16 protein-coding genes are annotated in these 13,336 nt (G+C 71.9%); 8 read left to right on the top strand and 8 right to left on the bottom strand.

From position 1 onward, the window contains the following. Positions 1-16: 16 nt before the first annotated feature. The 3 genes from ACBJ59_RS16875 to ACBJ59_RS16885 all read left to right on the top strand — a co-directional run bounded on the left by ACBJ59_RS16875 (position 17) and on the right by ACBJ59_RS16885 (position 5,439). A complete protein-coding gene (locus ACBJ59_RS16875) occupies positions 17-835 on the top strand; it encodes a PIG-L deacetylase family protein (protein WP_375111165.1) in 819 nt (272 codons plus the stop codon). Positions 836-885: 50 nt separating this feature from the next. Beyond that, positions 886-1,941: a YbhN family protein gene (locus ACBJ59_RS16880; RefSeq protein ID WP_375111166.1), complete on the top strand. Its 1,056-nt coding sequence runs from the start codon at positions 886-888 to the stop codon at positions 1,939-1,941. An 81-nt stretch (positions 1,942-2,022) separates the two neighbouring features. Continuing rightward, positions 2,023-5,439, top strand: coding sequence for a BTAD domain-containing putative transcriptional regulator (locus tag ACBJ59_RS16885; protein ID WP_375111167.1), 3,417 nt, complete (start codon positions 2,023-2,025; stop codon positions 5,437-5,439). Here ACBJ59_RS16885 and ACBJ59_RS16890 read toward each other — a convergent pair. Further along, the gene (locus ACBJ59_RS16890) at positions 5,408-5,923 is read right to left on the bottom strand and encodes a hypothetical protein (protein ID WP_375111168.1); all 516 of its coding nucleotides are present in this window, start codon (positions 5,921-5,923) and stop codon (positions 5,408-5,410) included. The two genes, ACBJ59_RS16885 and ACBJ59_RS16890, sit on opposite strands and share 32 nt — an antisense overlap. Before the next feature lie 158 nt (positions 5,924-6,081). Here ACBJ59_RS16890 and ACBJ59_RS16895 point away from each other — a divergent pair, with 158 nt between their 5' ends. Next, a complete protein-coding gene (locus ACBJ59_RS16895; RefSeq protein WP_375111169.1) occupies positions 6,082-6,621 on the top strand; it encodes a DedA family protein in 540 nt (179 codons plus the stop codon). On the opposite strand, the gene ACBJ59_RS16900 is transcribed toward ACBJ59_RS16895, so the two are convergent. Continuing rightward, positions 6,618-6,839, bottom strand: coding sequence for a YegP family protein (locus ACBJ59_RS16900; protein ID WP_375111170.1), 222 nt, complete (start codon positions 6,837-6,839; stop codon positions 6,618-6,620). The two genes, ACBJ59_RS16895 and ACBJ59_RS16900, sit on opposite strands and share 4 nt — an antisense overlap. Before the next feature lie 132 nt (positions 6,840-6,971). On the opposite strand from ACBJ59_RS16900, the gene ACBJ59_RS16905 reads away from it, so the two are divergent. Further along, positions 6,972-7,793, top strand: coding sequence for a serine hydrolase (locus ACBJ59_RS16905; RefSeq protein WP_364115613.1), 822 nt, complete (start codon positions 6,972-6,974; stop codon positions 7,791-7,793). 14 nt (positions 7,794-7,807) lie between these two features. On the opposite strand, the gene ACBJ59_RS16910 is transcribed toward ACBJ59_RS16905, so the two are convergent. Continuing rightward, on the bottom strand, positions 7,808-8,344 hold the full coding sequence (locus ACBJ59_RS16910) for a hypothetical protein (RefSeq protein ID WP_375111171.1): 537 nt from the start codon (positions 8,342-8,344) through the stop codon (positions 7,808-7,810). A 60-nt stretch (positions 8,345-8,404) separates the two neighbouring features. Beyond that, positions 8,405-8,584: a hypothetical protein gene (locus tag ACBJ59_RS16915; protein ID WP_364115608.1), complete on the bottom strand. Its 180-nt coding sequence runs from the start codon at positions 8,582-8,584 to the stop codon at positions 8,405-8,407. A 72-nt stretch (positions 8,585-8,656) separates the two neighbouring features. Between ACBJ59_RS16915 and ACBJ59_RS16920 the strand changes: the two genes are divergently transcribed. Together ACBJ59_RS16920 and ACBJ59_RS16925 are read left to right on the top strand one after the other, a co-directional pair. Next, on the top strand, positions 8,657-9,721 hold the full coding sequence (locus ACBJ59_RS16920) for a LacI family DNA-binding transcriptional regulator (RefSeq protein ID WP_375111172.1): 1,065 nt from the start codon (positions 8,657-8,659) through the stop codon (positions 9,719-9,721). A 105-nt stretch (positions 9,722-9,826) separates the two neighbouring features. Continuing rightward, the gene (locus tag ACBJ59_RS16925) at positions 9,827-10,123 is read left to right on the top strand and encodes a hypothetical protein (protein WP_375111173.1); all 297 of its coding nucleotides are present in this window, start codon (positions 9,827-9,829) and stop codon (positions 10,121-10,123) included. Between the two features lie 3 nt (positions 10,124-10,126). Here the strand turns inward: ACBJ59_RS16925 and ACBJ59_RS16930 are convergent, their stop codons facing one another. From ACBJ59_RS16930 to ACBJ59_RS16945, 4 genes are all read right to left on the bottom strand, one after another. Further along, a complete protein-coding gene (locus tag ACBJ59_RS16930; protein WP_375111174.1) occupies positions 10,127-10,474 on the bottom strand; it encodes an oxidoreductase in 348 nt (115 codons plus the stop codon). Positions 10,475-10,487: 13 nt separating this feature from the next. Continuing rightward, entirely contained in the window at positions 10,488-10,736 is a 249-nt protein-coding gene (locus ACBJ59_RS16935) for a DUF4235 domain-containing protein (RefSeq protein ID WP_364115600.1), read from the bottom strand. Positions 10,737-10,822: 86 nt separating this feature from the next. Further along, positions 10,823-11,638: a TrmH family RNA methyltransferase gene (locus ACBJ59_RS16940; RefSeq protein ID WP_375111175.1), complete on the bottom strand. Its 816-nt coding sequence runs from the start codon at positions 11,636-11,638 to the stop codon at positions 10,823-10,825. Further along, positions 11,631-12,401, bottom strand: coding sequence for a DUF4184 family protein (locus tag ACBJ59_RS16945; protein WP_375111176.1), 771 nt, complete (start codon positions 12,399-12,401; stop codon positions 11,631-11,633). The genes ACBJ59_RS16940 and ACBJ59_RS16945 overlap by 8 nt, the downstream gene beginning before the upstream one ends. Before the next feature lie 141 nt (positions 12,402-12,542). Here ACBJ59_RS16945 and ACBJ59_RS16950 point away from each other — a divergent pair, with 141 nt between their 5' ends. Next, complete coding sequence (locus ACBJ59_RS16950) at positions 12,543-13,181, top strand: hypothetical protein (RefSeq protein ID WP_375111177.1); 639 nt, start codon at positions 12,543-12,545, stop codon at positions 13,179-13,181. The last annotated feature ends 155 nt before the right edge of the window (positions 13,182-13,336 follow it).

Below are 13,336 nucleotides of genomic sequence, written 5' to 3' on the forward strand. Positions count from 1 at the left end.
AGACTAATCTGGGCGTGTGCCTCCACGTACCGCTGTCTTCTTCCACGCCCATCCCGACGACGAGGCCCTGCTGACGGCCGGCACCATGGCGATGCTCGCGGCCGAGGGACACCGCGTGGTGCTCGTGGTGGCCACCGCCGGCGAGCGCGGCCTGGCCGAGATGGAGCCGGGCGAGGCGCTGGGCGAGACCCGGCTCAAGGAGCTGTACGAGTCGGCCGCGCTGCTCGGCTGCGCCCGCGTCGAGTGCCTCGGCTACGGCGACTCGGGGCTGAGCCCCAAGGGCGGGGTCGCGGACGAGCGGCCCGACAACGCCTTCATCGACGCCGACACCGAGGAGGCCGCCAAGGCGCTGGCCGCGATCCTCCAGGAGGAGGAGGCCGAGCTCCTGGCGATCTACGATCCGGCGGGCGGCTACGGGCATCCCGACCACGTGCAGGTGCACCGGGTGGGCAAGCGGGCGGCGAAGATCGCGGGCACGGAGATCGTCCTGGAGGCGACGGTCAACCGCGACCCGCTGGTCAGGCTGCTGAAGCTGGCGGGCCGGTTCTACCGGTTCCCGCCGGAGTTCGACGTACGGACGTTCGAGAGCGCGTACTCGTCGGGTGAGACGATCACCCACCGGGTCAATGTCCGGAAATATACGAAACAGAAGCGGGCCTCGATGGCCGCGCACGCCTCCCAGGCCAGCGGCGGTGACAGCGACCGCACGCTCGCCGTCATGCTGAAGGTCCCCCGCCCCCTCTATCGCTTCGTCTTCGGCACCGAATGGTACGTCCGCCGCGACCTGCCCCCCGGCGCCCGGCTGACTCATCCCTTCGACCGGTGGCCCAAGTAATACTTCAGGACGACGAGGCCGCCCGCCGCAACCCGGCAGACTGGACTCCGATGAAGAACAAGTGGCTCCAGATCGCTCTTTCCGTGCTGTCGCTCGGCCTGGCCGTGCTGCTCGTGATCTACCTCCCGCAGATCGTGCGCTCGCTCACCGGCAAGCAGGTCTCCTGGGCGGGGATCGGCGCCTCGTTCGCCACGCTCGACGCGGGCGAGATCGCGCTGATGGCCGCGGTGTGGCTGCTGAGCCTGCTGGCGTACACGTTCGTGCTCACCAACTCCCTGCCCGGCCTGAACAACCTGCAGGGCCTGACGCTCAACGCGGCGGGCAGCGCGGTGAGCAACCTGCTGCCGTTCGGCGGGGCCGTGGGCGTGGCGCTGTCGTTCGCCATGACCAGGGGCTGGGGCTTCGGCAACCGGGCGATCGTGGTGATGACGCTGGTCAGCGGGATCTGGAACACGTTGTTCAGGTTCGTCCTGCCGGCCGTCGGCATCATCGCGCTGCTGATGGCGGGCCAGGCGCCCAACGCGACCGTGGCCAACGCCGGCTGGACGGGCGCGATCTCCATCCTCCTGCTCTGCGCGATCGTGGCCGCGGCCCTCTACTGGCAGCGCGCCGCCGACGTGCTCGGGCGGGCGCTCGACGGCCTCACCCGGCTGCTGCGGCTGAAGGTGCGGCCTTCCGGGGCGTTCCACCGGCTGCGCGCCGACACCGCGAGCGTCGTCAGGAGCCGGTGGCCCGGGCTGTCGCTCGGCATGGTGTTCTTCCTCGGCTTCCAGTGGGCGATCATGGCCGTCTGCATGCAGGCCACCGGCGCCTGGCCGGGCCTGGCCGAGTCGATCGCCGTCTTCGCCCTCTCCAGGATCCTGACCAGCGCGCTGATCACGCCCAGCGGCGCGGGGATCATGGAGACCGGCGTGGCCGCCTTGCTCATCGCCTTCGGCGTGGCGGAGACTCCGGCGATAGCCACCGCATTGCTTTTCGGCTTCTGGACTTACACTATCGAGATCCCGTTCGGCGGCCTGGCACTGGGCGCATGGGCGCTCCTGCGCAGGCGCAACGGCCGGAACGCCGGCGCGGAGCCCCCGTCCGCGATCTCGAAGGCCACCTAGTGACAATCCCAAACCCATCTCGTGCTAATCAACCACGGGCCTTGTGCGTGATTCGCAGGCCCGCATAGCGTGGCGGCTGACATGGTGGCGTTCCGAGTTCTGGGGCCAGTCGAGGCGTACGAACACGACGACGAACTCGACCTCGGCGGGTTGCGGCAGCGGGCCGTCCTCGCCCGGCTTCTCGTGGCCAGAGGTCAGGTCGTGCCCGTTGACACACTTCTTTACGATCTGTGGGACGACGACGCGGCAAAGGGCGCGCAGTCGGGGCTGCAGGTCTACATCTCGCGCCTGCGCCGGGTGCTGGAGCCCGGCCGCCCGCGTGGCGGCCCCAACCGGCTGCTGGTGACGGTCGCGTCCGGCTACGCCCTGCGCGTGGCCTCCGACCAGGTCGATGCGCTCAGGTTCGAGCAACTCGTCCGCGCGGCCGGCGAGCACCTCGAGGAGGGCGACCCGCAGTCCGCCCGCGGCCGCCTGGAGAAGGCGCTGGGGTTGTGGCGCGGCACGCCCTACTCCGACTTCGCCGACCAGGCGTGGGCCGAGGCCGAGGTCAACCGGCTGACCGAGCTGCGCCTCGTGGCGCGCGAGCGGCACTCCGACACTGGGTTGCGGCTCGGCCTGCACGCCGAGACCGTCCCCGATCTGGAGGCGCTCACCACCGAGCACCCGCTGCGCGAGGAGGGCTGGCGGCTGCTGGCGCTCGGCCTCTACCGCTGCGGCCGCCAGGGCGACGCGCTGGCCGCCCTGCGCCGGGCCAGGAACATCCTGGCCGACGAGCTCGGCATCGACCCGGGGCCCGCCCTGCGCAAGCTGGAGTCCGACATCCTGGCCCAGGCGCCCGAGCTGGAGCTGGCGCCGCCGCCCGCGCGCGCCCCGAGGTCCTCCGCGCCGGTCACCGACACCTGGCCGCCGAGACCGGCCACCCCCGTCGAGCCGCCGCCGCTGGAGCCCGAGCCGTTCGTCGGCCGTGACGCCGAGCTGTCCAGGCTGACCAATGCGGCCTCGCGCACGGGCAGGTTCCAGGTGGCGATCGTGACCGGGGTCGCCGGCGCGGGCAAGACCACGCTGCTGCGCCAGCTGGAGAGCAGGCTCGGCACCGACGGCTGGATCACCGCCTCGGGCGCCTGCCCCGACTCCAGCGCCACCCCGCCCGGCTGGGCCTGGGTGGAGATCCTGCGCACGCTCGTCGGCATGACCGGCGCGGGCGAATACGCCCAGCTCCTGGCGCCGCTGCTGGACGACGCGGCGCCCGATCCCGACGAGGACGAGGTGTCGGGCGGGTTCCGGCTGCACCGCGCGGTCGGCGGCTATCTCGCCGGGGTGGCGCGGCGCTCGCCGGTGCTGCTGACGCTGGAGGACCTGCACTGGGCCGACGACCAGACGCTCGCCCTGCTGCGGGCGCTGCCGAGCCTGCTGGCCACCAGCCGGGTGCTGCTCGTGGTGACGTGCAGGGAGAGCGAGCTCGACGACCGCCAGTCCGACGTGCTGGCCGCGCTGGCCCGGCTGGGGCCGCTGCGGGTGGGCCTGTCGGGGCTGGACCCGAAGGCCGTGGCCGAGCTGGTCAAGGCGACCTGCGTACGCGAGATCGACGAGGACGCGGTCGAGTCGATCGTCGAGCGCACCGGCGGCAACCCGTTCTTCGTCCGCGAGACCGTGCGCCTGCTCGACTCCGAGGGCGCGGCCGACCGGGCCAGCGCGACGGAGGTGCTCTCGCAGGTGCCCTCCGGCGTGCGTGACGTGCTGCGGCGGCGCATCTCGCGGCTGCCCGCCAGGGCGCAGCAGATCCTGCTGCAGGCCGCGGTGATCGGCCGTGACGTCGACCTCGACGTGCTGGTCGCCGTGGCGGTGGACGAGGAGGCGGTGATCGAGGCCGTCGAGGCGGCGCTGCTGGCCGGGCTGGTGACCGAGCCGGGGCCCGGGCTGCTGCGGTTCGACCACGACCTGGTCCGCGACACGATCTACTCCGACGCCTCCAGGCTGCGCCGCACCAGGCTGCACGCGGCCGTGGCGGCGGTCATCGAGCAGCGCACGCCGTCCGACGTGGCGGCGCTGGCCCATCACTACTTCCAGGCCGACGCGTCCGACAAGTCCGTCCACTACGCGGGGCTGGCGGCCGAGCAGGCCGAGCGGCGCTTCGCCCACCGCGAGGCGGCCACGCTGTGGGAGCAGGCCATCGCCGCCTTCGACCGCTCGCGGGGCGAGGAGCCCCGCAAGGACGAGCACAGCGGCGAGCAGCGGCCGGAGCGCGCCAAGGAGCGGCTGCGGCTCCTGCTGCGCCAGATCCGCGCGCTGGCGCTGTGCGGCGACATGCACGCCGCCCGGCTGCTGCGGCGCCAGGCCATGGACGCCGCGCTGCCGCTGGGCGACCTGGAGATCACCGCGAAGGTGGCGGCGTCGCTGGCCGTGCCGCACAAGGGCATGGCGCGCGACTTCACCCGCACCGCGTGGGAGATCGTCGACGTCACCGAGCGGGCGCTCATAGAGCTGCCGGCGGGCGAGCAGCGGCTGCGGGCCAGCCTGCTGACCACGCTGGCCCTGGAGCTGGAGGGCTCCTCCTCGCCCGAGCGGGGGCGGCAGGCGTCGCTGGAGGCGCTGGAGCTGGCCCGGCAGAGCGGCGATCCGGCGCTGATCGCGGCGGCGCTGAGCGGGCGGCTGCGGCAGTCCTACGACATCCCCGCCGTGGACACGCGCGAGAGCATCGGCAGGGAGCTGCTGGAGGTGGCCCAGCGCTCGGGGCAGATGGCCACGCAGGCGCTGGCCCACCTGGTGCTGCTGGAGTGCGCGGCGGCCAGGGGCGAGTTCGCGGTGGCCGACGAGCACGCGGCGGCGGCCGACCAGCTGGCCAAGCAGTACGACCTGTCGGCGCCCGCCGCGGTCGTCGTCTGGTACGCCGGCCAGCGGCTCATGATCGCCGGCGACTACGAGGGCGCCGAGCGGGCCTACGGCGAGGCGGCCAGGATGACCGCGCGGGTGGGCATGCTGGAGGGCCGCCAGGACCTGCCGCTGATCACGACGTTCTGCCTGCACCTGGTGGCGGGCCGGGCGGCCGAGACGGTGGACCTGCTGGCCGATGCCCACATGCGCGGCGCCAAGTGGACGCTCGACGCCTACGCGCTGGCCCTGGCCTCGGCCGGGCACCTCAACGACGCCAAGGCCGTGGCCGCCACCCGCCCGCCGGTGCGCCCCGACTTCCTGTACGAGCTGGCGATGACCTGGCGCGCGCTGGCCGGCATGCTGCTCGACGACCGGGAGCGGATGGTCGACTGCTACGACAAGCTCAAGCCGTTCGCCGACCGGGTGGCGGGCGCGGGCACCGGCGTGGTGGCGCTGTGGCCGGTGGCGCTGACGCTCGGCGACCTGGCCATCCGTCTGGGGCAGCCCGACGCGGCGCGCGAGCACTACAAGAAGGCCCTGGAGGTGGCCGAGCGGGTGGGCGTGCCGCGCTGGGTGGAGGCGGCGCGGCAGTCGGTCAGCAGCTCACTTGGAAACGGTCGCTCTTGACGGTCTTGGCGCCCTCGGCCGACAGCTCGATCCGGTACCAACCGGGGTTGCCGGAGATCTGGGGGCGCCACTCGACGGCGCGCTGGGCGCCGGCGAAGCCGTCGTAGTCGACGACATAGGTGCGCCAGGTCTTGCCGGCGGAGCTCCAGCGGGCGAGTCGCCAGTGGTAGAGCACGGTCGCGTCGGGGTCGGGGCTGATGAGCAGGCTGCGGGCGACGTACGACCTGGCGCAACCGGCGGCGCCGTCGACCAGCGCGTTCACGGTGACCTTGCCTGCCTGGGCCGCGGTGGTGACCTCCTCGGCCGGGGCGGCGATGGGCACCTCGCGGGCCGACAGGGTGATCGGGGTGGGACCGGGCGCGGAGCTGGCGTTACTGTAGGCGGAGAAGCCGACGTACGCGCTGGTGAAAGCAAGGGCCGCCACGAACAGCTTGGCGGCGTTCGCGGTCCCGCTGGCGAGGACGGCTGCGCTTCTGGTCGGCATCTTCAACACCCCTTTTGGTTCACTCATAGAGTGGAGCCGGGTGGTTGAGTGCGGGTTGTCGACTGGTTGCACCTTTTACGAGGGGGCTTGCAAGCCGGTGTGGCACGAACTTGCACCTTGAACTAAGGTAAGGCTGACCTAAGGTTTGTGGAGGGGTGGTGGGCCTGCGGATGTGGCATGCGACGATCGCCGTCCCCGCTCCCACGGAGCCGTTCTTCCTCGGCATGCCGTACTGGCTGGTGGGGGCCATCCTGATCCTGGCCCTTTTCGGGGCCTTCCAGGTGTACTACTGGGTCGGGCGCAAGCTGGGCGAGAAGCTCTACGAATCACGCATCGGCGTCAAGCTGGGCCGCAAGCGGATCGCCAAGATCGAGCACGTCGTCGAGCGGTGGGGCGCGCTGGCCGTCTACGGGTGCTTCTGGGTGCCCATGCTGCGCCACACGCTGCCCTGGGTCGCGGGGGCGCTGCGGGTGTCCTACCCCTGGTACGTGGTCGCCAGCGCGCTGGGCTGCCTGACCTGGGCGCCGATGTGGTGGTTCGGCCTCACGGCGCTCGTGTGGGGCTGGCTGGAGCTGGCGGCGCGCTCGCCCGCCACGGCGGCGGTCGCGGCGGTGCTGGCCGTCGGGCTCGTGGGCTGGCTCACGGTCCGGCGCAGGCGCAGGCGGCGCGCCACCGAGGACGAGGCGCTGGTCTCCTAGGCGCCGTGCCCGCTCTGGTCGTCGATGGTGGCCTCCGGAGCGTTCCTGCGTACGGTCTCGATGCCGTTCACGCAGGCCACCTTGCTCGGGAAGCCCTCCCCGACCGCGAGCGTCTGCCCGTTGTTCGCGACGAGCGCAAACCGGTATCCGCCCCGCTCGTCCTCGCTGATCACGAACCGTCCCGCCGCCGTCACCGTGCTTGTCACTACGTTGGTCACTACGCTGTCACCCGCCCCGCCATGTCCGATCTATGAATGATTTACCCCCATCTGATGATGCTGTATGGCGCGGTTAGGCAAACGAACCCTTGATCTCCTGCCAACATGATTGGCATGCGTATTGGGCGTTTGATGAGCTCTGCCGTAGTCGCCTTGGTTGTGGGGTTCTCGTCCCCTGCCCAGGCCGCCGCGGACGCTCCGGCCGTGGGGGCCAAGGAGGCGTACGTCGTCGACTCGGGCGGAACGGTCCACTTCGGCAAGCGGGAGACCAGGCGGGTGCCGGTGGCCAGCCTGGTCAAGATCATGACCGCGTACGTCGTGCTCCGGGAGGCCCGGCTGAGCGACACGATCACGATCACCGCGACGGACGTCAAGTACGCCGCCCGCGGCGGCGCCGCCACGGCCGGGCTGCGGAAGGGCGAGCGGTTCACGGTCAGGGACCTGCTGTACGCCCTCATGCTCCCCTCGGGCGCCGACGCCGCCAACGCGCTGGCCCGGCACTACGGCCCCGGAAAGACGGCCTTCATCGCCAAGATGAACCGCACCGCCCGCTCCCTCGGCCTCACCGACACCCGTTACACCAACGCGGACGGCATGCCCACGCCGGGCAACGGCGGCTACTCCACGGCCGTCGACCAGGCCAAGCTGGCGCTGCTGGCGCTGCAGAACAGCACGTTCACCACCGTGGTCGGGAGCGAGGTGCACAAGGTGGGCAAGACGGCCGTGCACCGGTCGCACACCTGGCGCAACACGAACAAGCTGCTCACGCGGGCCGACGAGGTGCTGGGCGTGAAGACCGGCTACACGAACGCGGCCGGGTACTGCCTGCTGTTCGCGGGCGAGCGGAACGGCCTGCGGGTCGTGGGCGTGCTGCTGGGCGACCAGAACGAGCGCCGTTTCTCCACGGCCGAGCGGCTGCTCGACTACGCGGGCGAGCAGATCGCCCTGGGCTGATCAGCGGCCCAAGCTCAGGAGAAGGTGATGCGGCCGCTGCCCGGCAGGGCTCCCATGCCCCGGGTGGCGCAGCCGAGGATGGCGGTGGCCGGGGTGATGCCGCCGCGGACGCGCTCGCCGGGGAGCAGGCCCGCGGTGACGGTGCCGTTCAGCAGCGTGTCGGCCGGATGCTGGGCCACGAGACGGTCCGCCCTGATCCGCACCCTGGAGGTGCCGACGGGGCGGCCGGCCAGGCCGAACCAGGTGATGACGGCGCTGCCCCGGACCCGGCGGGCACTGGCACAGGAGGCCTGCGCGGTGGCCCGCACGCTGACCCAGCCCGAGCTCAGGAACGTGGCCGAGCCGTCGGGCGAGGTGCACCCGGTGAGCTCCAGGTTGCCGCGCGCCGCCACGTGCCGCGGCGTCAGCCCGACCCCGGGCGTGAAGGTCAGCGGCCGGCTGGAGGGGGTAGAGACGGCGCAGGTCAGCGCGGCGGTCCGGGCCGGAGCCGGGCCCAGGGGCCCCAGGGGCCCCGCCACGGCGGCGGCTGCGACGATCCAGGCCAGGTTCATGGTGCCCCCTCCAGCCTTGCGCTGGTCACCTCGGTAATCGGTCGGTCACATTCTGCATCATCAGACGGGCCGGCAGGCCGGATCCAGCCGGTCGGCCGTCCACCTGAGCGAGTGCGCCAGCCGCACCCGCACCCTGGCCGCCGGCCGGTGCGCGCGCCGCGGCGCACCCGGCAGGGCCTCTTCCAGGGACTCGCGGTATCCCATCGCCGTCTGGTGGGCGAGGACTTGCAGGGCGTCCATGACTCCTCCTTAATCAATTAAGAACTTAATTGATTAAGAACATCGGGTCAAGGCGTTCGATACGGTTGGACGATGGCCAAGGTCACGCTCCAGACGATCGCCGACCGCCTCGGCGTGTCCCGGGCCACCGTGTCCTACGCCTTCTCCCGCCCCGACCAGCTCAGCGACGGGCTGCGGCGGCGGATCCTGGAGGTGGCCGACGAGCTCGGCTACGCGGGGCCCAACCCGACCGCGCGCTCGCTGCGGCTCGGCCGGGCGGGGGCGCTCGGGCTGCTGTTCAGCGAGACGCTGGCCTACGCGTTCGCCGACCCGTACGCGATCGGGTTCTTCCAGGGGCTGGCCACCGCGGCCGAGGACGCCGGCGTGGGGCTGCTGATCCTGCCGCTGCCGCACGGCGACCGGCGCAGCGACACCGTCAGGGACGCCGTGGTCGACGCGTTCTGCGTGATGTCGCTGCCGGACGGGCATCCGGCCCTGGCGGAGGTGCTCGGCAGGAAGCTGCCGGTCGTGGTGGTGGACGAGCCGTACGTGCCGGGGCACCCGTTCCTCGGGATCGACGAGCCGGCGGCCGCGGCCACGGCGGCGAGGCACGTGCTGGAGCTGGGGCACCGGCGGATCGGCGTGGCCATGGTCGGGCTGCACGACGACGGCCACACCGGCTGGGCCGACCCGGCGCGGCAGGAGGGCGCGGTGTTCGAGGCCATGCGGCGGCGGCGCGGCGGCTACCAGCTGGCCTGCGAGGAGGCCGGCATCGACTGGGCCGGGGTGCCGTTCTACGAGGTGGCGCGCAACTCGCGCGAGGCCGGGCGGCGGGCCGGGCACGCGCTGCTGGGCCGGCAGCCGCGGCCGACCGCGATCCTGACCAACACCGACGTGCTGGCGCTCGGCGTCCTCGACGCCGCCGCCGACCTGGGGCTGGCGGTGCCCGGGGAGCTGTCGGTGATGGGCTTCTCCGACAGCGCGGCCGAGGAGGCGGGGCTCACCACGATCCGGCAGGCCAAGCAGGAGATGGGAGCGGCGGCGGGTCGGCTGCTCCTGTCGGGGGGCGCGGCCGGGCCCGAGCGGCTGCTCTTCCCGTACGAGCTGGTCGTTCGCGCCTCCACTGCCGCACCGCCGCTACGGCCTGACCGCCCCTGACGCGGGCTGCGCCGCGAGCGCTCGGTGAAATCCCGGCGAATTCCGGCCCCTCCTTCGTTTCCGCAGGTAGGGTGAGGCCGAAACCCCTCCACTAAGGACAACGTCATGGCGGAATTCTTCGAGGTCCGCACGACGATCGAGAGCCGTGAGAGGGCGGCCGGGCTCGCGCACGGCATCCTCCTCGCGGGTCTCGCCACGTCGATCGACATCGCCGAAGTCCCCCACCCGGCGCCCCACCGCGACGACACCGCCTGGCAGCTCACGCTCATCACGACGGAGCGGCAGGTGTGCACCCTGGAGCGGCACATCAGGGAGACCGGCGAGGAGACGCCCATCGACAGCGAGCCTGTCACGCACGACATCGACCGCTATCCCGACTGGCTCACCGACGACCGGCCCTGACCCCTACTCCCACCCCCAGCGGGGCACCTCCCGCAGGGGGTGGAGCTGGTCGTCGGTCTCGGCGTGGGAGTTCTGCATCGCCACCTGCGTGCCGAACTCCACGTGCGAGCGCAGGGCCGCCCGGAACGGCTCGTCGCCGGGCAGCCCCGCCAGGTCGGCGGCCGCCATGTACAGCTCGACGAACCGCAGGCGCTGCTCCTCGTTGATCTTCAAGCCCCGGTGGGCGTCGATGAGCAGCGGGAACCCGCCCATCTCCGTGGAGAAGGTGTCGGGACCGCCGAACGTCTCCGCCGTGAAGGCGGCCAGGTTGCCGACGTGGGACGGTTTGCCCGCACCGAAGAGCGGCCCCACAGGCGTACCAGGCCTATCTTCGGCCCCTGCGCTGGAAGGTCTGGGCGCCCGTGCGGTGCACGGCGGCCTTGACCAGGCCGAAGACCGCGCCCTGCACGGCTGCGGCGACGAGGACCTCGGTCCAGCCCCGCTCCAGGTCGTCGGCGTCGGGGGCGTCGTCCTGGCCGGAGGCCAGCTTCCACACCCGCTTGAAGAGCGCTGCCGCCAATGCGCCGCTCAGCAGGCTCATCCCCAGCGATGCGGCTTTCTCTACGGGCTGCATCCCATCTCCTTACGATGACGTGGTGTCTGCCCGTTGCCCCGTGGCACGCTCTTAAACTCCCACGGCGCCCTTCCCGGCCCGGCCGGCTACGAGGCCGCCTCCCGCATCAGGCCATGGCAGGCGATCGCCGCGGCCGCCACCACGTTCAGGGAGTCGACCCCGGCCGTCATCGCCTTTGCGCTCATCGGGATGCACACCGTCAGATCGGCCTCCTCCAGCCAGCGGGACGACAGCCCATCCCCCTCGGCGCCGAGCAGCAACGCCACCCGCTCCGCGAACTCGACCTCGTCCATGGGGGTGGCCGCCTGGTCGGGGGTCAGGGCCAGCGTCTGGAAGCCCGCCGACCGCAACTGCGACAGCCCCTCGAACCAGTCGTCCATGCGCGCGTACGGGATCGAGAACACCGCCCCCATCGAGACCTTCACCGCCCTGCGGTAGAGCGGGTCGGCGCAGCGGGGCGACAGGACGACGCCGTCCACCCCGAGCGCGGCGGCCGACCTGAAGATCGCCCCGACGTTGGAGTGGTCGACGAGATCCTCCAGGACCAGGAGGCGCCGGGCGCCGCCCTTCAGCAGGGTCTCCACGGCGGGCAGCGGCAGGCGTTCCATCGAGGCCAGCGCCCCGCGATGCACCTGGAAGCCCGCGATGCCGGTCATGACCTCGTCGCTTACCACGTAGACCGTCGCGCCGCCGAGGACGTCCTCCAGGGAGGCCAGCCAGCGCGGGGTGGTCAGGACCGAGCGGATCGGGTAGCCGACGCCGACGGCCCGCCTGATCACCTTCTCCCCCTCCGCCAGGAACAGGCCGCGCTCGGCCTCGAGGCTCTTGCGCAGCTCCACGTCCCTGAGCCGGGTGTAGTCGGAAAGGCGCGGGTCGTCGGGACCGGTTACGTACTCAAGCACGTTCCGATACTGCCATGCGCCGCCTGACCTGCCAGACCACCGAGTAGCAGGCCAGGACCAGGCACAGGCCGATCACCGTGCCCGCGCCCGTCTTGGTGATCACGCTGGCGATCCCGAACTTCGGGTTCGGCTCGTCCACGAGGGGCCACAGGAGGGCGCCGGCCAGGATGCCGGCGGCGGCGGCCGCGATGACGGCCAGGCGGGCGCGGGGCGAGGTGCGCAACCGCTCCGGTACGGGCGCCGCCGCCATCCTGGACAGCCCGCGCCACCCCCACCACACGACCACGGCCAGCCCGATCACGGACGAGGTGTACTGCAGCAGGCGGAAGAGACGGATCACCCCGAAGACGGAGACGGACAACCAGGGACCCCATTCCGCGGGTCCCGTGGAGTGGGTGAAGGAGTCCCACGTCACGTGGGTGGCGGCGCCGATCACAGCTCCGGCGGCCATGGGCAGGAATCGCAGCCGGTCGGGGACGAGGCGGGCGGCGCGGCCCGCCAGCGGGGGCGGGAGCAGCGCGATCAGCGGGTCGCGCAGGACGGCGTGGAAGAGGGGCAGCAGGATCAGGACCGCGAGCGGGTCGATCGTCACGACGCCCAGCCAGGAGTGCCAGTTGGTGTAGTCGGGCAGGAACGGCAGGAAGATCGGCAGGTCCGGCACCATGGCGCCCAGCGCCAGCGCCCATGGGTCGACGAAGCGGCGTACCCGCTGCGACGAGACGAGCGGCAGCACGGCGGCGATATGGCTGGGCGTGAACGGCACGACGACTCCCCCTGGTCGATCAAGGATCATTATGCGGCCGAAGCTTGACACTCCTTTGCCGTCGCCATTCGCGGTCACGATCCGTAGTGGGTACGGTACGTATCGCTGTCGACGGCCGGATAGCCGGGGGTTCGGGGGTTCATGGTGCCTGATCAGCGGATTCAGGAGCATCCGGCCGCGTCAGCCGAATGGCTGCGTGCCGCGCGCGCCGCTCGTTCGCTCTCCGTGGCCACGCTGGTCTGGCTGGGCGTGGAAAGCACGCTCGGCCTGGCCGCGGGCCTGGCCGCGCACTCGGTCGCGCTCATCGGATGGGGCCTGTCCGCGATCGTGGAGGCGGCGGCCAGCCTGATCGTGGTGTGGCGGTTCACCGGCGCCCGCACGTTGTCCGCCAGCGCCGAGAGCACCGCGCGGCGGGCGGTGGCGGTGAGCTTCTGGCTGCTGGCCCCCTATCTCGTCATCCACGTGGCGCACGACCTGGACGCGGGGCATCGGGCGGAGCCCAGCGTGCTGGGGATCGTGGTGACGGCGTTCAGCCTGGTCAGCATGCCGATTCTGGGCGCGGCCAAGCGCCGGCTGGGGGCGCGGCTGGCGTCGGCGGCGACCTCCGGCGAGGGCACGCAGAACCTGCTCTGCGGGGCCATGGCGGCCGGTGTGCTGGCCGGTTTGTGGCTCAACACCATGGGATGGTGGTGGGTGGATCCGGCGGTGGCGGTGGCACTCGCTATGGTGGCTGTACGCGAGGGAAAGCGCGCCTGGCACGGTCACGCATGTTGCCATTGACCGCCACAGTGGGTAATCGCCGCATCAAAAGGGCTGTTTTGCCACACTGACCGCACCGAGTATCGTTCCCGGAGTATTGCGGAGCATCTCCCGCTAGGGTCTCCGGAAGGTCTCAAGCACACCTAAGAGGACATCGTGGGGCGACACCGCACAGA

The sequence above is a fragment of the Nonomuraea sp. MTCD27 genome (genome assembly GCF_041950495.1).
Taxonomy (GTDB): domain Bacteria; phylum Actinomycetota; class Actinomycetes; order Streptosporangiales; family Streptosporangiaceae; genus Nonomuraea.